The sequence below is a fragment of the Psychrobacter faecalis genome (genome assembly GCF_016107575.1).
Classification (GTDB): Bacteria; Pseudomonadota; Gammaproteobacteria; order Pseudomonadales; family Moraxellaceae; genus Psychrobacter; species Psychrobacter faecalis.
In genome coordinates this window covers 18,290-40,741 of the sequence record NZ_JABAST010000023.1, presented here as the reverse complement: position 1 = coordinate 40,741, position 22,452 = coordinate 18,290, and the positions used below count along the sequence as shown (strand labels likewise).

18 protein-coding genes and 1 pseudogene are annotated in these 22,452 nt (G+C 44.4%); 6 read left to right on the top strand and 13 right to left on the bottom strand.

Annotated features, from left to right (window positions below; all coding sequences use genetic code 11):
- Positions 1-48: 48 nt before the first annotated feature.
- From JFC07_RS08530 to JFC07_RS08520, 3 genes are all read right to left on the bottom strand, one after another.
- Positions 49-843 carry a HesA/MoeB/ThiF family protein gene (locus JFC07_RS08530; protein ID WP_068408693.1) on the bottom strand — a complete coding sequence of 265 codons (795 nt, stop codon included), beginning with the start codon at positions 841-843 and terminating at the stop codon, positions 49-51.
- A gap of 102 nt (positions 844-945) precedes the next feature.
- The gene (gene prmC, locus JFC07_RS08525; RefSeq protein ID WP_068408692.1) at positions 946-1,854 is read right to left on the bottom strand and encodes a peptide chain release factor N(5)-glutamine methyltransferase; all 909 of its coding nucleotides are present in this window, start codon (positions 1,852-1,854) and stop codon (positions 946-948) included.
- Positions 1,855-1,919: 65 nt separating this feature from the next.
- Entirely contained in the window at positions 1,920-3,836 is a 1,917-nt protein-coding gene (locus JFC07_RS08520) for an AmpG family muropeptide MFS transporter (protein ID WP_198328859.1), read from the bottom strand.
- Positions 3,837-4,310: 474 nt separating this feature from the next.
- Between JFC07_RS08520 and JFC07_RS08515 the strand changes: the two genes are divergently transcribed.
- The 3 genes from JFC07_RS08515 (at position 4,311) to JFC07_RS08505 (ending at position 6,771) form a co-directional block, all read left to right on the top strand.
- Positions 4,311-5,240, top strand: coding sequence for a LysR substrate-binding domain-containing protein (locus JFC07_RS08515; RefSeq protein ID WP_198328858.1), 930 nt, complete (start codon positions 4,311-4,313; stop codon positions 5,238-5,240).
- A 328-nt stretch (positions 5,241-5,568) separates the two neighbouring features.
- The gene (locus tag JFC07_RS08510) at positions 5,569-6,570 is read left to right on the top strand and encodes an LLM class flavin-dependent oxidoreductase (protein WP_068408687.1); all 1,002 of its coding nucleotides are present in this window, start codon (positions 5,569-5,571) and stop codon (positions 6,568-6,570) included.
- A gap of 48 nt (positions 6,571-6,618) precedes the next feature.
- Entirely contained in the window at positions 6,619-6,771 is a 153-nt protein-coding gene (locus JFC07_RS08505) for a hypothetical protein (RefSeq protein ID WP_156508559.1), read from the top strand.
- A gap of 119 nt (positions 6,772-6,890) precedes the next feature.
- On the opposite strand, the gene JFC07_RS08500 is transcribed toward JFC07_RS08505, so the two are convergent.
- From JFC07_RS08500 to ispF, 6 genes and pseudogenes are all read right to left on the bottom strand, one after another.
- On the bottom strand, positions 6,891-7,850 hold the full coding sequence (locus JFC07_RS08500; protein WP_198328857.1) for an AEC family transporter: 960 nt from the start codon (positions 7,848-7,850) through the stop codon (positions 6,891-6,893).
- 223 nt (positions 7,851-8,073) lie between these two features.
- Complete coding sequence (locus JFC07_RS08495) at positions 8,074-8,277, bottom strand: ChaB family protein (protein WP_193029968.1); 204 nt, start codon at positions 8,275-8,277, stop codon at positions 8,074-8,076.
- 203 nt (positions 8,278-8,480) lie between these two features.
- The gene (gene mnmG, locus JFC07_RS08490; RefSeq protein WP_198328856.1) at positions 8,481-10,376 is read right to left on the bottom strand and encodes a tRNA uridine-5-carboxymethylaminomethyl(34) synthesis enzyme MnmG; all 1,896 of its coding nucleotides are present in this window, start codon (positions 10,374-10,376) and stop codon (positions 8,481-8,483) included.
- Between the two features lie 259 nt (positions 10,377-10,635).
- Positions 10,636-11,184: a hypothetical protein gene (locus JFC07_RS08485; protein WP_102077193.1), complete on the bottom strand. Its 549-nt coding sequence runs from the start codon at positions 11,182-11,184 to the stop codon at positions 10,636-10,638.
- A 201-nt stretch (positions 11,185-11,385) separates the two neighbouring features.
- Complete coding sequence (gene grxD, locus JFC07_RS08480; RefSeq protein WP_068408679.1) at positions 11,386-11,736, bottom strand: Grx4 family monothiol glutaredoxin; 351 nt, start codon at positions 11,734-11,736, stop codon at positions 11,386-11,388.
- Between the two features lie 217 nt (positions 11,737-11,953).
- Positions 11,954-12,430, bottom strand: a pseudogene (gene ispF, locus JFC07_RS08475) (2-C-methyl-D-erythritol 2,4-cyclodiphosphate synthase); the annotation flags it as partial.
- A 289-nt stretch (positions 12,431-12,719) separates the two neighbouring features.
- Here ispF and mnmA point away from each other — a divergent pair.
- Positions 12,720-13,946 carry a tRNA 2-thiouridine(34) synthase MnmA gene (mnmA, locus tag JFC07_RS08470; protein ID WP_198328865.1) on the top strand — a complete coding sequence of 409 codons (1,227 nt, stop codon included), beginning with the start codon at positions 12,720-12,722 and terminating at the stop codon, positions 13,944-13,946.
- An 88-nt stretch (positions 13,947-14,034) separates the two neighbouring features.
- Entirely contained in the window at positions 14,035-15,426 is a 1,392-nt protein-coding gene (gene purB / locus JFC07_RS08465; RefSeq protein WP_198328855.1) for an adenylosuccinate lyase, read from the top strand.
- Between the two features lie 145 nt (positions 15,427-15,571).
- Here purB and JFC07_RS08460 read toward each other — a convergent pair whose 3' ends face one another.
- A complete protein-coding gene (locus JFC07_RS08460) occupies positions 15,572-15,763 on the bottom strand; it encodes an NF038104 family lipoprotein (protein ID WP_068408670.1) in 192 nt (63 codons plus the stop codon).
- Positions 15,764-15,915: 152 nt separating this feature from the next.
- Here JFC07_RS08460 and JFC07_RS08455 point away from each other — a divergent pair, with 152 nt between their 5' ends.
- On the top strand, positions 15,916-17,088 hold the full coding sequence (locus tag JFC07_RS08455) for a cupin domain-containing protein (protein ID WP_198328854.1): 1,173 nt from the start codon (positions 15,916-15,918) through the stop codon (positions 17,086-17,088).
- 256 nt (positions 17,089-17,344) lie between these two features.
- Here JFC07_RS08455 and guaD read toward each other — a convergent pair whose 3' ends face one another.
- The 3 genes from guaD to xdhB form a co-directional block, all read right to left on the bottom strand.
- Positions 17,345-18,790: a guanine deaminase gene (gene guaD, locus JFC07_RS08450; RefSeq protein WP_198328853.1), complete on the bottom strand. Its 1,446-nt coding sequence runs from the start codon at positions 18,788-18,790 to the stop codon at positions 17,345-17,347.
- A 70-nt stretch (positions 18,791-18,860) separates the two neighbouring features.
- Entirely contained in the window at positions 18,861-19,853 is a 993-nt protein-coding gene (gene xdhC / locus JFC07_RS08445; RefSeq protein WP_227678249.1) for a xanthine dehydrogenase accessory protein XdhC, read from the bottom strand.
- Entirely contained in the window at positions 19,846-22,416 is a 2,571-nt protein-coding gene (gene xdhB / locus JFC07_RS08440; protein ID WP_198328852.1) for a xanthine dehydrogenase molybdopterin binding subunit, read from the bottom strand. Before xdhB ends, xdhC begins: the two co-directional genes overlap by 8 nt.
- Between the last annotated feature and the right edge of the window lie 36 nt (positions 22,417-22,452).

The window sequence follows — 22,452 nt, the reverse complement described above, 5'->3', positions numbered from 1 at the left end:
AAAAGGAGGTTATGAGGATAGGAAGAGTTAAAAAGCTTGAGCAACTTGCTAATGTTTGGCACAAATCGGACAATGCACATCTTTGCGATAGCCCATCAGTCGTTGCTGCATCTGGCTACCATCCCATATTAACAGCTTATTTGTCAGTGGATTTTTGGTTAATCCTAGATATTGTAGCGCTGCATTGGCTTGCAAGTTACCCATAATAGCGGGCGTAGTGGCGAGTACCCCTGAATTGGCACAAGTACGTTCATCCGCTGCTGCATCGACTGTTACCGAACCAAAGACGCAATGATAGCAGCCGGTATTTAAGTGCGGCTCATATAGTGCCAATTGTCCTTGCGTGGCTATCGCTGAAGCTGATAATAACGGAATCTGGTAACGCACACTAATGCGGTTGATGATATCGCGAGTGGCAAAATTATCCGTGCAGTCTAAAAGTAAGTCAGGCTTACCAGATGCCATCTCAAGCAGCTCATAAGCATTGTCTTCACTCAATCTGGCCACGGTCCCACGCGCCCTAACCAAAGGGTTAATTTTGTTCAGCATATGAGCCGCTGTCAGCGCCTTAGGTTTGCCAATATCTTCAGGTAAAAATAGCGTTTGCCGTTGTAGATTACTGGCTTCAATCACATCATCATCAATCAGCTGCACTTGCCCAAGCCCTGCCCGCACTAACATCTCAGAAGCAGGACAACCGAGACCGCCTGCGCCAATCATCACGACTCGCGAGGCTTTTAAACGTAGCTGCGCATCGATATCCCAGCCATCAAGTAATATCTGCCGCGCATAACGCAGCAGCTCTGCATCTGTTAGCTGTCCTGTTTCTTTGGAGTGCGTCATACTTTCTACCACTATTTTTCACCACAAGTTATAAGCAAAATATCCATTATTAAAAACCTATTCTTAAAGACTCACCTTTAAAAACGTACTCTTAAAAACCAATTATAACAGCTGACCTAAAGTCACCCTGTCATTACCGCCAAAGTCCTGCACAGTATGAACAGACTCAAAACGATTGTCCAAAAATAGCTGACGAACTTTCGCACCTTGATCAAAACCATGCTCAATTGCTAAAAGCCCACCTTTACGTAAGTGTTGCGGCGCCTGCTTAACAATATGCGCTATATCGGCAAGTCCATGATTGGGGGCGCTTAAGGCGCTAATCGGCTCGGCGACCAGTCTTGCTAAATGCTCATCTTCTTCATCAATATAAGGCGGATTAGACACAATCACATCAAATAATGGCTCATCCTGAGCAGACAGCACTTCATACCAACTGCTTTGGATAAACTTAATATCAGCAGCAACCTCATTTACCATTGCATTATGCCTAGCGACTTTTAACGCTTCTAGCGATAAATCAACGGCAACCACTTGCCATTTCTCAGCCTTATTGTTTGGCTGACGCTTATCTAACTCATGCGCGAGGCTAATCGCTATACAGCCAGAGCCAGTGCCCAAATCTAAGAGGCGATTTGGTTTATTATTGCCATCGGCACTTTTTGGTTGAGAGTTTATCCAAGCTAATACTTGTTCGATCAATACTTCAGTATCGGGCCTCGGTATCAATGTATGCTCATTGACTTTAAAATTCAGCGACCAAAATTCTTGCTGTCCCGTTAAATACGCCAAGGGCGTGCCCTGCTGCATCTTAGTCACACCCGCATGAAATTGCGTAAGCTCGCTATCGGTCAGTTGATAGTTTTCATCCGTGATTAAAAAAGAGCTTGGCTGCTCAATGACAAACAACAACCAATCAGTGAGCCAAAACGAGGGCAAATGACTGCTTGCAGCTGCATTCGTCAATTGCTGAATTTTTTGTTTTATTTGCCCAATGGTAGCTGCTTTCATAGATAACTCGTAAAATTACTGTTTACTAAATAAGCCTGTTGAACTGGCTATATGTCATGCATTAACTACTCTGAAGCGCGGGGCGGCTCTTTGGTATCCGTTAGGTTTGGATTGGCTTTGGTTAACTTATCGCCAATACCGCTGCCGCCTTCACCATCGCTATCGCTATCGCCATAAATATCGTCGTTATCACCAATAACGATATATTTATCAACAAAGTAAATCAGCGCTAAAATTGGAATACCAATCGCAAAGGTAAAAATAAAGAAGAACGGATAGCCCATACTATCAACGATAGAGCCCGAATAGCCACCCATGACTTTAGGTATCAAAGTCATCAATGAAGAAAAAATAGCGTATTGTACCGCGGTAAAACGTATAGAGGTCAATGCCGATAAGAAAGCAATAAATACGGCGCTGGCAAGACCAGCGGCTAAATTATCAAATATCACCGCCATATACATGATCGGCAAGCTGCCAGGGTTGTAAGTCAGCACCACAAATAATAAATTGGTCGCACAAGCGAGAATAGCGCCAATCATCATCGCGTGCATGATACGAAAACGCTGCGCCAACAGCCCACCTAAGAAACCACCAGCAATCGCCATAATGACGCCAACCAGTTTGACCGCATTGGCAATATCGGTTTTACTAAAGCCCATGTCTTGATAAAAGACGTTTGATATCACCCCTGCCACGATGTCTGAGATACGGTACAAACCAATCAAGGCCAATAACAATAACGCCTTTTTACCATAGCGTCTAAAGAAATCTAAGATAGGCTCAATCCAGGTTGCCATCGCAATTTCTTTTTTCACCAGACCGACTTTTACCAAGGCATAACCCGCTGCCAGCGCTACGGCTAAGCTTGTTAGCAAATGCAGCGTCTCACTGATAAAGCTGACAAACACGCCTTCAAACTCAGGCAATCCTTGTCCTATCAAAACATAGGCGGCGATAAATGCGACGACGGCAAACACAAACAATAAAACCAATCTGACATAGTCTTCGCGGGTTTCTGCCACCAATGGCGCTTTATTAATAATTTTAGGTTGATTAATCATAAAATAAAGCAGCAGCAATGGCGCACAAGCAACCAATGCTAAAAAGTAGAACTTAATGCTCGGCATTGCTATCAGCGGTATCAGCGCAATGCTACTATCAAAAACTTTATTAATCAGAATATTGACAAGATATATGGCGCTAAACAACAACGCCGGTATTAATAGTAACGCTGAGTAAATTAAGAAAACTTTGAGGTTGTTTTTTTGTTTATTATTTTGCAGAATCTCGGCGGTTGGCTCATAACTGGCAAAGGTGGTCAATATGCCTAAAGTCATGACTCCGGCCATAATATAATAGGTATTACGCCACGCTTCATAACTATAAAAGCTTTCCGTTGAACCAAAATAATCTGCTAAATACAGCGCACCTGCCCCAGCGACAATCATACCAATGCGGTAACCTGACACATAAATAGAGGACAAAATAGACTGCATCGATGGCGGTGCCAGCTCAATGCGGTAAGCATCAATAACGATATCTTGGGTGGCAGAAGAAAATCCCAACAAAACTGCCGCGCCCGCCATATAAACCAACACGTCTTCGCTGATAGGGTTGACCGTCGCTATCAAAAAAATGGCCAATACAATCAGCAGCTGCGATACCACCATCCAGCTACGGCGGCGACCTAACCATTTGGTCAAAAAAGGGACCGGTAGCGCGTCGATTAATGGCGCCCAAATAAACTTAAATGAGTATCCCAATGCTGCCCAGCTGAACATGGTGACGACACCGCGGTCAATGCCTGCTTCTCTTAACCATAACGACAGACTGGAAAAAATCAGCAAAATGGGAATACCGGCCGAAAACCCTAAAAACAGCATGATAATAACGCGCGAATCTAAATAAGCCTTGGCGGCTTCTGCCCATGATTTTTCGGCAATCGGTTGTTCAGGCGTTACAGGTTGGACAGCAGACATAATCACTCACCAAAAATTGAGATAAAAAACACAACTGCGCACAATTTTTATCAATCATTTCTCAGTAATACGGATAAAAAGGATCGATAAAAATTGCTCAGCGTTGCACAAAAACCATCGTTAGCACAAAATTGAATTATGGTACTTGAGAACGCTAACCTTGACTAGATGTTTTTGCATTAACTTAATAACCATAGCATTTGGCAACACCATTTATTTCAATACGGTAACGTCGTGTATCAGTAGCTCACCTAAACATTAAAACAATCTTTCTCTCGTTGTTTATTGCTTTAAACATCTATTGTCAATTTAAGAAAAATAAATTACTATATATTCCAAATTAGTATAAATTCATAGCCATTTATTATATACGAGAATAATAACTTTGATTTACACTAGCGACTTATTGAATACTTGTAGTTTTTTACTTTTATATACAGACGAGGTTTGTATATTTATATATAGGATTAAATGATGGCAATCGACGTAGTGGTCAATCAGCGGCATCTACAAATCCAGCTCAAACAGTTGGAAACAGTGTGGCATACGGTAATCAATGGCTATAATTTGAGTCAAGCAGCTACCGTGCTGCATACCAGCCAATCGAGTCTATCAAAGCATATCGCGGCACTTGAGAACCAGCTTAAAACCGAAGTGTTCGTGCGCCAAGGCAAACGCCTGACAGGGCTGACGACCATGGGCACGGCACTCATGCCGCATATCGAATCTATCTTTGCTGAAATCCGGACAATCGAAAACCTCAGTTTGGATTTTAATAATCCCAATATTGGCACACTGACCATTGCGACCACGCACACGCAAGCGCGTTATGTATTGCCAAAAGTGGTCAAAGAATTTAAAGATCGTTTCCCTAAAGTTAATTTAATTCTGCAACAAGCAGATCCCGAGACCATCGCCCAGATGGTTATTCGTGGGCAGGCGGATATTGGCATTGCGACCGAATCTTTGTTGCACAATGATTATCTACGCTGCTACCGTTATTACGACTGGACGCATCGGGTTATTGTACCGAGCGACCATGAGCTGGCGGGTTTAGAATCGATTGATTTACCAACCCTTGCCAGCTACCCGATTGTGACTTATCACGGCGGCTTTACGGGACGCGGCGCGATTGATAAAACCTTTAGCGATGCAGGCCTTGAGCCTGATATCGTACTCGCCGCCCTTGATGCCGATGTGATTAGCACTTATGTTGGATTAGGATTGGGTATTGGTATTATCGCTGAAATGGCATTTGAGCCAAGCCATTATCATAATTTAACCGCCATTCCTGTCAATCATTTTGGGCGTTTTACCAGTTGGATGGCGGTACGTGATGATGCAGAAATCCGTCAATACGGACGCGCCTTTATGGAGCTATGCCAAAAGCAATTTAGTCAGTAGTTATTAACTGAGCCAGTAGCTTTTTAAGGAGTAGCTTTTTAAAACTCAGCGCTTAAGCAATTCGTAATAATTTCAAGCACTTAGCTTAATCATCGTTTTTCTCATAAATACAAACGGCACCGTTCTCAATAGATAGCGGTGCTTTTTTGCTCTTATATACGCCGCAAATTATTATGATTTGTTACTATCTTAAGTGCTGACCTTTATATTCTCTATAACTGCCCCATCATATGAGCTATTGAATCATCAGCCTGCTTTTCATTCCTGATATTTAAAAACTAACTATAAAAACGTCGTTACAAGGCGACAACTTAAAAATAGGTGAATCATGAGCAACACAATTCCATTATCATTTTTAGATTTAGCACCCGTACCCGAAGGCAAAACCATCGCTGAAGGCATTGCCCAAACCGTTGCTATCGCGCAGCAAGCAGAAAAATCTGGTTTCAACCGCTATTGGATGGCCGAGCATCACAATATGCCGGGTATCGCTAGTGCAGCGACATCGGTGCTATTATCGCACATCGGTAGCCAAACCAAGCGCATACGTATCGGGGCTGGTGGCGTCATGCTGCCCAATCATGCACCGCTTATCATCGCTGAGCAGTTTGGCACTTTACAAGCGTTATACGGTGATCGTGTCGATTTAGGTCTAGGCCGCGCGCCAGGTACCGATGGTGCAACATTTCAGGCGCTGCGCCGTCAAATGCAAGATGCTGATCGTTTCCCGCAAGACGTCCAAGAGCTCATGTATTTCTTAGGTGATGGCACCGATGACAGTCCTGTGCAGTCATTCCCAGGGGCGAAATCAAACATTCCTATTTGGATATTGGGCTCGTCACTGTTTGGTGCCACTCTAGCGGCGCATTTGGGCCTACCATACGTTTTTGCCTCGCATTTTGCGCCGCAGATGATGACACAAGCGATTAATGCCTATCGCGAACAGTTTAAACCATCGGCGCATCTAGATAAGCCTTATGTGATGCTGGCGGCTAACCTGCTACTGGCTGACGACGACGCAACTGCTCATTATCACTTTACTTCAGCACAGCAAAGCTTTGTCCGCTTACGCCGCGGTGAGCGTGGACAAATGCCAATGCCAACTCATGATATGGATAACATCTGGAGCCCGGCGGAAAAAATGATGGTAGACAACGCTTTATCGGTGTCATTTGTTGGTTCTGTCGAAACGGTCAAACCAAAACTGGCAGAATTTATCGCAAAGTATCAACCAGATGAGCTGATTGTCACTGCCAACGTTTACGATCAAGCAGCGCGTCTGCGTTCACTTGAACTTACATCTGAGTTAAACTTGTTTACTTTACAATAACCTGCGCCGCTTGCATAATTATTGATAAACCTTAAGGAGATTATGGTCATGGAACCTTCTGCCTTTATCGGCTCATCAATATTTTTATACATCGTCGCTTTTATTGTGGTCTTGATTATTGGCGGTTATTTGACGTATCGTGTTAGCCCTAAACGCAAACATCGCCGCGTGAATAAGCATGATAAAGACAATATGAGATAACGACAATAAATGTTAAAAGTCCCCTTTTCCAATTGGAAAAGGGGACTTTTTTATAACGACTGTTTTTATTTTTATTAAAAGCGAAAGCATTTCTCATATACCTAACATTATTATCGATGCTATATCCACCCTAATCCGCGTAATATCGCCGCGCCAATCGCCATACCAAACATTGCCACCACGGTGGTAAATGCTAAAATATTGGCCGCCAATATATCATTACCGCCCATGGCTTTCGCCATCACATAACTGGCCGCCGCCGTCGGTGACGCCACCATCAAAAACAGCACGCCCATATGCACGCCTGATAAGCCAAAACCCAATCCGACTGCAATAGCGATTATAGGCGCAATCACAATACGTCCAATACTAGCTTGCATAGACAGGCCAGATGGATGCAACATCGACTTTAAATCGATACTTGCACCCGCGCAAATCAGTGCCAACGGCAATGCCACCGCTGCCAATAAGTCGCCAGTCGTATGAATAATTCCGCTAATAGGCGGTAACGGCAGGGCTTTATAAGCAAAAGCTGCGACCAAGGCGATAATTAGCGGATTGGTAAACAGTTTTTTGACAATCATTATGCTGCGACTGATCCACGTATCGTCCGCGCTTTTAGACACCCGGCTTAAGGTAATGACCGCTAAGATATTAAATAATATCGTCACCACCCCCATATAGACGGCACCAATACTTAAACCCTGCTCGCCGTAGGCATTAGCGACGGTTGCCAGACCGATAATCGCCATATTACTGCGAAAGATACCTTGTACAAACACCCCTTGGTCGGCAGGCTTATCGACAAAAGCCTTGGCATAAATTTCTGCGCCTATAAACAAAATAAAGGTCACGACAATACCAGCAATGATTAAAGTCATTTGTTTGGCATAATCGACCTCACTATCAACCACGCTAAAAAACAGTAAGCACGGCAAACAGTAATTAAAGACAAAGCTGGATGCTTGATCGATAAAAGCTTGGCTTGCCTCGCCGCGCCTTTGCATAAAAAAACCCAACCCCATCAAAACAAGGTTGGGCAATACGATGGTAATGGCAAAAATAATAGCAGCGGTCATAAATAAGCTCAGGTTATGAATATATCCAAAGCTATATTGTTAAATAAACAGCAATGGTGAGTAGGTATTTTAAAATGGGTTAGCTTGGATAACGGAAAGCTATTTTATTATAGTGTATATAACGCCGCTATTGCTGATTTGAATACGAGGGCGTGTTCTCAATTCAATCGATGTATATCTAAATGGGCTAAAAATGGTTAAAATTTTAAAATGAAAACACGCCCTAATCAGACTTTTTCACCCACTTGCCGTCCGAGTTTTTCTCATAACTGTTTTCGACAGCGGCCCATGCGGTAGCAAACCAGCGTGATTCATCGTCATATTGTTTACTGGCGCTATTGAATGCGGCCAAAAAGATTTCTTGCGCATGCTTTGGCAGATCATCTTTTACCGAATCGGGTAATTCAGACAATTTATCGTAAGGCATAGATTTTCTCCTTGTTATTCACTTTTAATTATTTTTAAAGCTTTCTACTTTTTAAACCAGCACGTCTTAAATTATCAAGTTTTACATCGGCAAACTGTTTTGAAATTGTTAAGGTATTTGCCATAAAAAAGCCCATAACGCTTTGTCATTACGGGCTTCTTTTATAATCATAGGTTAAAGCTTCAAGATTTGCTAAACCATTATTACGAGTTTAACGCCGCTTGGGCTTTTTTCTGCTTCTTGACGGTCATCGCCAATAGCTGAATGGCAGCAGGCGTGACCCCGCTGATACGTCCCGCTTGAGCAAGCGTGGCAGGACGAATTTGCGCCAGCTTTTGCACAATCTCATTGGACAATCCTGATACCACACTATAGTCAAAACCCATTGGCAAGGCAGTATTTTCCAAACGCTTCATCTGATCGATATCTTCTTGCTGACGGTCAATGTAGCCGGCGTATTTAACAGAAATCTCAATCTGCTCACCGACTTGGCTATCAACCTCTGAGCCGGTGATAGCAGCGATATCAGTAAAATGTATTTGCGGACGTTTTAATAAATCATACGCAGTCGATTCTTTAGACAGCACCTCGCCTGTCTGCGCCGTGACTTGCTGACCTAAAGCATTAGCAGGGGTTGCCCAGATGTCTTTAAGGCGCGAGGTTTCGGTAGCAATGGCTTCCATTTTTTCTTGATAAGCTTGCCAGCGCACATCATCTACCAAACCAAGCTTGCGACCAGTCTCAGTCAAACGCTGATCAGCATTGTCTTCACGCAGTAGCAAACGATATTCGGCGCGGCTGGTAAACATACGATATGGCTCAGTGGTACCATGCGTAATCAAGTCATCGACCAGTACGCCAAGATATGCTTCATCGCGGCGCGGCGTCCAAACGTCAAACTCACTGTTTTCACAGGTGACCAATGCCGCATTGGTGCCGGCTAATAAACCTTGTACGCCCGCTTCTTCGTAACCGGTCGTACCATTGATTTGACCAGCAAAGTACAAACGATCGATTGATTTGGTCTCAAGCGTTGGTTTTAGGTTCTGCGGATCAAAATAATCATACTCAATCGCATAACCGGGACGGGTGATGTGTGCGTTCTCAAGACCTTTCATACTATGGATAAAGTCTAATTGCACATCAAACGGCAAGCTGGTTGAGATACCATTTGGATATAGCTCATGCGTGGTCAAACCTTCTGGCTCAATAAAGATTTGATGACTGTCTTTATCGGCAAAACGGTGAATCTTATCTTCAATAGACGGACAATAACGTGGCCCTACGCCTTCGATTTTGCCTGAGAACATCGGTGAGCGGTCTAGGTTTTCACGGATAATGTCATGGGTGCGCGCATTGGTATGGGTGATATAGCAATTGACCTGTTCAGGATGCATGGACACATCGCCCATATAGCTCATCACCGGCAGCGGTGTATCGCCTGGCTGTACCATCATGACACTAAAGTCAACGCTACGTGCATCAATACGTGCTGGCGTCCCGGTCTTTAAGCGACCAACGGGTAATTTCAATTCGCGTAAACGGTCAGCAAGCTTGATAGAAGGCTGATCGCCTGCGCGTCCGCCTTTTGAATTCTCCAAACCGATATGAATGACACCGCCTAAAAACGTTCCTGAAGTCAGCACCACAGTTTGGGTGTTAAAAATAATACCCGTTGCCGTCACAACAGCGGTCGCGCGACCATTTTCGACTAAGATATCATCAGCTGCTTGTTGGAATATATCAAGGTTTGGCTGGTTCTCAAGCGTATGACGAATAGCGGCTTTATAAAGGATGCGATCCGCTTGCGCACGCGTGGCACGCACGGCAGCACCTTTACGACTATTAAGCACTCGAAACTGGATGCCAGATTTGTCCGTCGCTAATGCCATCGCGCCGCCAAGCGCATCAATCTCACGTACCAAATGCGATTTACCAATACCACCAATCGCAGGGTTACAGCTCATCTGCCCTAGCGTCTCGATATTATGCGTCAAGAGTAACGTTTGCGCACCCATACGTGCGGCCGCCAAAGCTGCTTCTGTGCCAGCATGACCGCCGCCGATCACTATCACGTCGTAATTTTTTGGGTATTGCATGTATGCCTCACTTGACTCTCGACGCAACCGTGAGCCAGAGGCTATCGCTGCATAGCATGGCTGCTGGTCAATAAGCGTCAGTCGAATTTAAAAAAGAGATAACGACTCAGATGAGCCATTAAAGATAGGTAAAATAGCCGGTAATTATAACAATTTTTTACCGTTTAAAAAACGTTATACGAAAAACTATTTAAATTAACTGCTATTGCCATTAATCATAAAGGTGCATCAATAAAAGCTTGATAAACCTCGAATGGATTTATTTACCAGGACTGAGTGGTACAATGCGGTCAGCCTGCCCACTGGCCAGCATATGGTGGCTGCCGTAAGCTTCTGGGTTAATCTGCAAATAGGCATTCATCTGCCCAATAGCGTCGCCGTCATTGGTCGCCAAGATTTGCTCTTTAATCATCTCAACAGGCGGCAATGGCAAGTTTTTTAGCAAAGCCAAACGCTGAGCGTTATCACCCTTTAGCACAACCATCTCAATAAGTTGCCGCGCATCGATGGGTAAATCAGGGGTGTTTTGTGCCAATAATGCCAAATGATAAGCACCAGCTGCATCTTGATCCGCGACGATACGCTGCTCAATGGCAATATAAGTCGCTTCGGTTGCGCCGCCTGCTACGCTAAGCTGATGGATACATTTAAGGGCAGAATTTGGCTCACTGCCCGCCATATCGATTAAACGGGTTGATTCGTTTTTTAGATACTCGCGGCGTTTTTCGATAGCCGCTTGTTCAGCCGCCTCCTGCTGCTCCGTTAATTCTGTGTTTGGCAATTCCGTGTTTGCTAAGTGATTACTCATATAACTCTCGCTTTTAGGCAAAATATATTTATCTTGGACACTATATGGGGCTAAAAGCGATAAAAACAATAAATTGCATAGACAATAAAAAACCCGAATAGCCTTTCTTCATAAAGTAGAATGGCTATTCAGGTTTACTTTGCTGCAATTTCTAAATGATTTATTGAGGCTTATTAACTGCCCAATAAAAACGCTTAATCATTAAGCAGCAGGACTATTGGCTTCAACCAAAGGTTTTAGCTCGCCTGATTGGTACATCTGTAAAATGATGTCTGAACCACCCATCAATTCACCGTCAATCCATAATTGCGGGAACGTTGGCCAATTAGCAATCTTCGGTAACGTAGCACGAATTTCTGGGTTTTCTAGAATATTAACATAGGCAAACGGACGGCCAATTTGGGTCAAAACCTCAATCGACTTAGCAGAAAAACCACACTGTGGAAACTGCGGCGTGCCTTTCATATAAAGGATGACTTTATTGTCTTTGATTTGATCACGAATCAGCTGTTCAACATCGTTTGCAGCAGTATTTGGGGTTTGCTCACTCATAAAAGCTCCTATTTATTAAAACTATTATCAAAAAGAGATATGTCACGCTAAATTTGGCCTGTGGCTGCTACATGGGGCGATTGCCGTTTATTGCAACCCTCATCACTGACTACTAAGCCATTAGGGATTAAACATCAGGCATATTAACATCTGAAACGTTAACATCAGAAATAGTATTGCTAGCCATATTGTCGTCAGACATCATCATATTTGGTACCAATAATACCACGGCATTGGCCATAATACCCTCTTGGCGACCAGTAAAGCCCAGTTTTTCAGTCGTTGTGGCTTTAATGCTGACATTACTCACAGCTGTTTGCAAGTCACTGGCGATATTTTCGCGCATTGCCAAATTATAGGGTGCCAATTTTGGGCGCTCACACATCACAGTAATATCAGCATTCCCTAAAGTATAACCGGCAGCTTGGACTTTACCATACACATAACGGAGTAGTACGCGCGAATCCAAACCAGCGTGCGCGGCATCGGTATCTGGGAAATGTTGCCCAATATCCCCAAGTGCCAATGCACCAAGCAGCGCGTCGGCAAGCGCATGGAGCACCACATCGCCATCAGAATGCGCCAGCAAACTATGGGTATGCTCTATCGGCACGCCTGCTAATATCACATATTGCTGCTGCTCGCCCGTATTATGAAACGCATGGACATCGATACCTTGACCAATTTTTATCATTATTATTCCAAGTGAATTACTAAGTGAATGAAGAGTGATTAAAATAATTTAGAACCGCTATCTAAATTTCTAAAGCGCTTTTAGCCAACATGAGCGTGCATAGCTCGCCACCGCTTACGATTAACTGCTATAATATGACGCTTATTTTATCACAATACCCAGACCAAAATACCCTGTCCAAAAAACGAAATGACTTCATCAGTTGCCTAAGTTTATCACTCTTAGTCGTTTTATTGATGAATAGCGTCATGTCACACTTTGGATAAGGTATAAATTGTTGAGCAATTCTATGTCAGCCACGCCAAACACCTCAAGTCTACCCGTTTCAGACGCTTTTAGCATCCATCGTCCTTTGACGCTTGCCGATATTGTCAATCCTAGCAGTAAGCACGTCATCGTTGGTATGTCAGGCGGCGTCGACTCTTCCGTATCTGCCGTTTTGCTCCAGCAAGCAGGCTTTAAAGTGGAAGGTCTGTTTATGAAGAATTGGGAAGAAGATGACGGCACCGAATACTGTACGGCGATGGACGACCTAGCAGATGCGCAAGCGGTATGTGACAAAATCGGTATCAAGCTGCACACCGCCAACTTTGCAATGGAATATTGGGATCGCGTTTTTGAGCATTTCTTAGCAGAGTACAAAGCTGGACGCACCCCAAATCCAGATATTTTATGCAATAAAGAAATCAAATTTAAAGCGTTTTTAGATTATGCATTGACCCTTGGTGCTGACTATATTGCCACCGGTCATTATACGCGCCGCAGCCTGAACTATAAAAATAACAACGGCGAAACCGTCGCCCAGCTCTTGTGTGGACTGGATAACAATAAAGACCAAAGCTACTTCTTACATGCGGTCGGCGGCGATAAAATCGCTAAAACGCTGTTCCCGGTAGGCGAGCTTGAAAAACCAGTCGTGCGTCAAATCGCTGAAGAACATGACTTGGCGACGGCTAAAAAGAAAGATTCTACTGGTATTTGCTTCATTGGTGAGCGCCGTTTTAAAGACTTTTTACAACAGTACTTGCCAGCACAAAAAGGCGATATCGTCACCGACGACGGTCATGTGATAGGTCAGCATGATGGCTTGATGTATTATACTTTAGGTCAGCGCGGCGGCATCGGTATCGGCGGCGTCAAAGACCGTCCAGAAGAGCCTTGGTTTGTACTAGCAAAAGATTTGGCTAAAAACCGTTTGATCGTCGGTCAAGGTCATGAGCATCCGATGCTAATGAGTAATGAGCTGCAAGCTTATAAGCTTGACTGGGTCGAAGGCTTGCCGCCTGCCGATATTTTTAGCACGGAAGGCTTACGCTGTATGGCAAAATCTCGCTATCGTCAGCCCGATCAGGCCTGCCGTGTTTACGCGCTAAATGATGATGGCAGTGAAGTCCGTGTGGTATTTGATGAGCCGCAACGAGCCGTTACGCCTGGTCAATCAGCGGTATTTTATATCGATGAGGTGTGTCTTGGTGGCGGTGTGATTGCCGCTATCGATGCGCCTTGTGGGTTTTGATTTTAAATAACTTTCAACCTTTCTTCATTTTTGCTTATTTTTAACACTTTTACTCCTGTTACTTTTGACAACTATTTGAGGCATCACTATGACTCCACTTACCGCACTCTCTCCAATCGATGGCCGTTACGCATCTAAAGCCGACAGCTTGCGTCCTTATCTATCTGAATTTGGTCTGATTAAAGCTCGCGTTACCGTCGAGATTCGCTGGTTACAGTCATTGGCAGATAATAGCGCAATTGGTGAGTTGGCAGCGTTTGATGCCGATACCAATGCCTTTTTAAACAGCATCGTTGACGACTTTAGCGAAGCGGACGCGCAAACGATTAAAGATATCGAAGCGACGACCAACCATGATGTCAAAGCGGTTGAATACTTTATCAAAGACAAATTCCGTGGTAATCAGCAGTTAGAAGACAGCTTGGAGTTTATTCATTTCGCTTGTACCAGTGAAGATATCAACAACTTGTCATACGCATTGATGCTAAAAGACAGCCGCGAGATTGTGGTTGCAAAAATGCAGCAAGTGACCGATAGCATTGTTGATTTGGCGATTACTCATGCTGACCAGCCAATGCTATCACGCACGCACGGTCAAACTGCAAGTCCAACGACGCTTGGTAAAGAGATGGCAAACGTCGCTTATCGCTTAGCCCGCCAAATCAAACAAATCGGTCAAGTTGAGCTACTCGGCAAAATTAATGGCGCGGTTGGTAACTATAACGCGCACTTTTCAGCCTATCCTGATGTTGATTGGCAAGCACACGCTGAGCAGTTTATTGACCAGCACCTAGAGCTAACCTTTAACCCTTACACCACTCAAATCGAGCCGCATGACTATATCGCTGAATTGTTCGATGCGGTCAAACGTTTTAATACTATATTAATCGATTTTAACCGTGATATTTGGCAATATATTAGCTTAGGCTATTTTAAACAGCGCCTAAAAGACGGTGAAGTGGGCTCTTCAACCATGCCGCATAAAGTCAACCCCATTGATTTTGAAAACTCAGAAGGTAACTTAGGCGTGGCGAACGCGATGCTTGCACATTTGGGCGAAAAGCTACCGATTTCACGTATGCAGCGCGATTTATCAGACTCGACTGTACTGCGTAATATCGGTGTTGGCTTAGCGCAAAGTATGATTGCTTTTGATGCGTGCTTAAAAGGCGTTGGTAAACTTGAATTGAATGCACAGCGTTTAAATGACGACTTAGATAATGCGCAAGAAGTGTTGGCAGAGCCGATTCAAACGGTCATGCGTCGCTACCGCGTTGAGAACCCGTACGAGAAACTTAAAGCCTTGACCCGTGGCAATGCCATGACACGTGAGGCCATGCTGACTTTCGTAGAAAGCGATGAATTATCTGCGGTTTCAGATAGCGATAAAGCGCGCCTACGTGAGCTGACGCCTGCGACTTATACTGGTAATGCCACTGAGCAAGCTCGCACGATTAAAGACTGGATTGCTAAGCTTTAATCTCTGATCAAGCTTGAAGTAGCTAGCGGACATATTTTGAAATAGATATAAATGAGTAGGACTGCCTATTCATTTATATTAAGAAAAACATTAACCTTACCTACTATTACTTGTCTTAAAAGACAGTTAGTTAATGGGTAAGGTTTTATTTTTTATCTTTTTTATCATCGTCATCACTGTCGCCCGGTATGATGGCTTTACCGACCGCCACTGTGCCTTTGACCACGCCTTTGGTGGTTTTATAAGCGATTTTAGCTGGCACGGTCACAACCTTGTGCACACAAGCTTGTAATAAAAATACGCTGGCGATAATAACGATAAAATGTAATTTTTTCATAAACTTCCTACGATTGATGAGGTGTTCTGACAGCAACTATTCATACGGTAATACTCGCTATCAGCTAGGCGATAATCATAAACTATTAAAACTTTCCTATAAAGCATCTCTTGTTATTTCTCTTATACCCATTTTTAGACATGGATTTATCAATGACCACAATTCCTCTTTGCTTGCCCGACTCTATCACGCCTGAGCAATTTTTAAGTGAATATTGGCAAAAAAAACCGCTCCTTATTAAGCAAGGCTTACCGCAGCTAATTGACATGTTTGAGCCAGACGATATGCTTGGTCTTGCTATTGAAGAAGACGCGGCTGCACGCCTGCTCACCCAAGCCGCTACTAAGCAAGACGGCCTAGCGCAATGGCAACTTAAAAAAAGTCCCTTAACTGAAAGCGATTTTGACAATTTGCCTGAACAATGGACGGTACTGGTACAAAACCTTGAACAATGGTCGCCTGAGCTCGGACAGTTGTGGCAAGCGTTTGATTTTATCCCGCAGTGGCAACGCGACGATATCATGGTGTCTTATGCGCCAAAAGGCGGCTCAGTCGGCAAGCATTATGATGATTACGATGTGTTTTTAGCGCAAGGCTACGGTCAGCGTCGTTGGCAGCTTGGCAAATTTTGTGATAAAAACACTGAGTTTGTCGCCGATGAGCCTATCCGCTTGTTCGATGATATGGGCGAGATTATTTTTGATGAGATATTAGAAGCGGGCGACGTACTTTATGTGCCGCCGAAATTATCACACTTTGGCGTCGCGCAAGATGATTGCCTAACCTTCTCTTTTGGTTGTCGTCGTCCGAATTTGATGCAAATCATCGACAGTCTGGCTGATATTGCTACCAACGACAGCGATTTATTTATTCCAATGCTACTGCCACAAACACTACAAGCGTCGGGTGAATTGACAGCAAGCAGTATCGAGGCGATTAAAGACCAGCTCTTACAAATGCTCCAATCTGAGCGCGGCAACGATATCATTCGTCAAGCAGTATCCGAAGTTGTTAGTAAACGCCAGTATGATGCGCTGGTGCCAGAAGAAACGCTAGATACTGATGAGTTGATGCAGGCCCTATCAGATGGCGCAACGCTACAAGCCGACTATAGCAATCGTTTGCTGTATAGCCAAACCAATGATGGCGTGACGCTATATGCCAACGGTCAGCGCCTTGATGGTTTGGATGCGGAAGCGGCCGCTGTGCTAATGCGTTTAGCCAATGGTAAGCATTTACAAACTCAAGATGTTAAAAATATTGACCCAGATGATTTAAGCGAATGGTTAGAGAATGGTTGGGTATGGCTAGATTATCCTGAGTAATATATTAGGGCGTGTCCTCAATTCAATCGATGTATATCTAAATAGACTAAAAATGGCTAAATTTTGCCAAACTTTGTCAAATAGCTGGCTAATATCCCGATATTAACGGCGCTATTTTCCTTGTTTGGCTGCAATTTATCTCATTTTTATTACCATTTTTAAAATGAGAACACGCCCTAGCTAGAACCCCTCACTAATTATGAATGTTATTTAGAATAACTTACCTTGAAATAAGCTGGCTATTTGTCAGCTTATTTTATATCACCCCTTTTTTATAACGGCTCATGCCAGCAATGACTGTTTCTTCAATCACTCTATCGTCGCCAAGCATCATCAGCACAAATAACTGCTCATCGAGTGATTTTGTCTGCCTCATACGGCGCGTAAGTAGCTCTGTCGCGCCCATGTCTATTATTACAAAATCCGCTTCTTTATCAGGCATAAAGTTACCGATTTTATCGTCTAATAATAGCGACTGCGCGTTACCCAAAGTAATCTGATACAAGCCTTGATGCGCGGATAATGGGTTGTTTTGTAATTGTTGCACTTTATAAGCTTCCGATAACGTCGTCAGCATCGACAAACTGGTTCCTGCCCCTACATCGGTGGCGATACTAACGCCGGTATAACGTAAAGTCTTAGATAAATTAAACAAACCACTACCCAAAAATAAATTGGACGTTGGACAATGGGCAATTTGCGTCCCAGTATCACGCAGCACCTCATACTCTGATGCTTCAAGATAAATACCATGAGCTAAAGTAGTTCGCCTTCCCAGTAACCCCAAATCATGATAAACGTCGAGATAGCCCGTATGTTTGGGATAAAGCTCACGTACAAAGGCAATTTCAGCCAGGTTTTCGGCCAGATGCGTTTGCAGATATACACTCTCATAGCTGCGATATAACTCACCAGCCATTTGCAGCTGTTTTGGCGTCGATGTGATGGCAAATCTTGGCGTAATCGCCACATGTTGACGCCCGTGCTCGTGCCATTTGTCAATAATATTTTGCGAATCGCGGATACCTTTCTCAGTCGGTACACACAAATGCTCGGGCGCATTTTGATCCATCAGTACATTACCGGTAATCATGCGCGTATTTAGGCGAGTACTTTCTTCAAAAAACGCTTCAACAGACTCAGGATGACTGGTCGAAAACACCAAAGCGCTGGTCGTACCATTGGCAAGCAGCTGGTTTAAAAAGAACTTTGAGGTATCGTGCGCAACTTTTAGATCACCAAAATTGGCTTCGGTGACAAAGGTGTAATTGTTGAGCCAATCAAGCAATTGCTCACCAAAGGCGGCAATCATATCTATCTGCGGATAATGCACATGAGTGTCAATAAAGCCTGGCATGATTAGCTTGTCTTGATAATCGTGAATCTGTACGGGCGCTTTGCTCTGTTGTGCGCTACTACTAGCATATCGCGCCATAATCACATTTTTACTGCCATAGTCTAGCACGCGACCGCTCACATCATCGACGACCAAAGCACCTTCGGCAATATACTCAGGATAAACATTAATACCTGCGATTACAGGGCGCAATATGACGTTTTTATCAACCACTGGTAGTGTGGCATCATTGGCATGTATATCGTTAGTGCTTGTATCACTGCTGTTGGTGCTTTTTTCTCTTTTAGCCAGATTGTCTTCGGTTAGATAATGCAGCAGTCGTGCTTGATAAATATGTATGGTCATAAAGGCGTCTCACCTAAATAGAGTAAAAGGCAATAAAGTTTTACTGATAAATGTTAATTAGAAATAATATTTATGCTTGATGATACAGCTGCAAAATTTGACTGGCGATAGATACCGCAACGGCCATTGGTTCTTTACCGCCAATCTCAAGGCCAATTGGCATCGTTACCTTATCAACGACTTTTTCGCTATAACCGCGCTGTAGCAACTTTTCTTTAAAGCGCTTGGCTTTGGTTGCCGAGCTGATACAGCCGACATAAGGCCGCGCACTGCTTTCCTTTAATGCAGTCTTTGAATCAGTAGCTAGCAAACAATCTAAAGCCGCGCGCACCAAGTCAAAATCAAGACTGTGATCATGAGTCATGACTAAAATAAAATATTGCGTACCTTTATTTGTAGATAGTCTGCGAGCGCCATTGGTCAAAAATGGACGGATAAAATCAACCGGATCGTCGTCAATATGCACACGAATATGCGCTAGTAATTGGTCATTTACCTGTCCGTCCACTGTGCCAGATTCAGCGCTCAGATAACGCTCAAACATCTCAGGACGACTGTCTATCCAGTCCACTTGGCAAGGCAGCTCAGCCAATATGCTCATTAATGCGGTAGCTACGTGTCCGCCCCCAAAAACCAATAGCGACATCGGTGGTGTTAAGTGAAAGCATTCAAACATCACCGTCACGCTACCACCGCAGCATTGTGCTAACTTAGCGCCCAATGGATAATGTTTGCTGTAAACTGCTTCACGGCGTACCGCTTGTGCTTTTGCAGACCTGCCTGCTTTTAATGGTTGAGAGGAAGCTTTCGAATTATTTGGCTCAAGCTCGCCATTTAATAGTTGCCGCGCTGTTAGCGTTACATCATGCTCTAAACTCCCACCGCCCAATGTATCGCAGCAGTCATCGAGCGTGACAATCATTTTAGACTGTAGTTCGCGAGGTGCCGAACCATTGACGGCAACGACCGTCGCTAAAACATGGGCAACCCCCTGCTGCTGATATTGCGCCAGTCCCTCATACCATTTCGTTGGTGGCATTGGCGTGATAAGTGACTTATTCACTGTGCGCAGGTCCACGAGCCGTTGAGACGTTGGGGTTTTCTATCGCCTCAGGCTCTTCATCAAACAATTGACCTTCAGACGTAGGCGGTTCGATATCTTTACCATGCGCTACTTGCTGCGGCAGTACGCGATCGTCATCAATGCCGCAGTCATCGTCAGCTGGTGTTAAGCTTTCAATGGTTTCGGTGTCTGGTTTAGAAGCGATTTCCCACGCTTGACCTTGTAGACGCATGACGGCTTTTAGTACGGCCTCTGGCGTCGCAGGCATGGTTAGCTCTGGGTTTTTCTTATAATCACCCAAGCTTGCGATGGCATTATTAATCGCACACCAAACGCTCGCTGCTAACATAAACGGTGGCTCACCAACGGCTTTAGAATTATAAATGGTCTGCTCTTCATTTTTACGATCAAACAGTTTGACGCGCCATTGTTTAGGCAAATCATGTGCGGTAGGAATTTTATAATTAGCGGGGCTGTTAGAAGCAAGCTTGCCTTTTTTATCCCAAATAAGCTCCTCAGTGGTCAGCCAGCCCATACCTTGCACAAAGCCTCCTTCAATCTGACCAATATCAACTGCAGGATTAATCGATTGTCCGACATCGTGCAAGATATCGCAGCGCAGCACTTTGTACTCTCCTGTTAAAGTGTCAATCTCAACTTCTGCGCAGGCTGCACCTAAAGCAAAGTAAAAGAAGGGTCGCCCCCACGCTTTTGAGCGGTCGTAAAATATCTTGGGCGTTTTGTAATGGCCAGTCGAAGACAAGCTAATACGGTGCTGATAAGCGAGCAAGACAAAATCTGCAAACGTAAGCACCTCTTTAGCACCGATATAAACGTGATTGCGCTCAAAACGGACATCTTCGGCATTGACTTGAAAATGCTCGGCAGCAAACTCAAGCAAACGATTTTTAATGGTGATACAGGCATTTTGCGCCGCTTTACCATTCATATCCGTACCCGATGAGGCAGCCGTCGGCGAGGTATTTGGCACTTTATCGGTGCGAGTAGCAGTGGCTTTTACCGTATCTAAATCGACATCAAATTCATTAGCAACGATTTGGGCAATTTTAATATATAACCCTTGACCCATCTCGGTGCCGCCATGATTGACTTGAATCGTGCCATCGGTATAAATAAGTACCAAAGCGCCAGCTTGATTGAGGGTTTGCACGGTAAATGAGATACCGAATTTCACTGGCGTTAACGCTAGACCCCAGCGTTTATCATTGCCTTCAGCTTCAGCCTTTTTATTTGCTTCGATAATTTGCTGACGGCGCTTATCGTAATCGCTATCCTGTGCGAGCGTCCGCATGATAGTCCCCAAATCAAAATGCTCAATCGGCTGACCGTAATGGGTGCTTTGACCGTTTTGATATAAGTTTGCTAGACGTACCTGCAACGGATCTCTACCTAACGTATAAGCAATGTGATCCATCATATATTCAGCGGTTAGCAAACCTTGTGGCCCACCAAAACCGCGATAAGCAGTGTTAGATACCGTATGGGTCTTGCAGCGGTGACCTGCTATCTGCGCGGCCGGATAATAGTAAGCATTATCACAATGAAACATCGCCCGATCGACAATAGCATCGGACAAATCAGGCGAATAGCCACATAGTCCTGCTAGCTGCATATCGACGCCAAGTATCTGTCCGTCTTCATTGACGCCGACCTCATAGCGATTGGAAAACTCGTGCCGTTTACCAGTCACCACCATGTCATCTTGTCGATCTAAGCGCATACTGACTGGCATATTTTGGCGCTTAGCCACGATAGCGCACAGACACGCCCACGCCGCAGCTTGCGTTTCTTTACCGCCAAAGCCGCCGCCCATTCTACGGACAATGGTAGTCACCGCATGAAAGGGTAAATCGACTACTTCAGCGACCAGTTGCTGCACTTCGCTTGGATGCTGCGACGACGTATAAACTTCAAGACCGCCATCGTCACAAGGCACAACGTAAGATACCTGCCCCTCAAGATAAAAATGCTCTTGCCCAAGCATATGAATATGCCCTGCAATACGCGTCGGTGCTGATTTTAGCTCAGCTTGCGTATCACCGCGCTGCATAAAGTGGCTCGGCCGTACAAACTGCGCTTGCTCTAATGCGTCATCGATAGTCAAAATAGCGGCTAAAGGCTCATATTCTATCAGCGCATTCAGCACTGCCTTTTTGGCGGCGCGATGACTGGTTGCGACAACCGCAAACAAGGTTTGACCGACGTATTCGGTGACTTTATCTGCCATTAATGGATCGCCATCGAACACGGGCCCGATATCAGTCTTAGCAGGCAAATCCTGAAACGTAATGACATCGACCACCCCATCGGCCGCCCATACTGCACTCAAATCCATATGTAAGATACGGGCATGGGCATGGGCGCTTTTACCAATCGCTACATGCAGGGTGTTTTGCGGTTTTAGCATGTCATCGACGTAGGTAGCCGTTCCCATCACATGGCTGATAGCACTGTCATGTTTGACTCCCGTACCGATTTTATTTTTTGGCGGGCGCTGTCGGCGTATACTATAACTGTCAAATAGTGAAGAATGATGGCTCATAGTGTCTCTTCCTTGTATTCTTTATAAATGGCGATA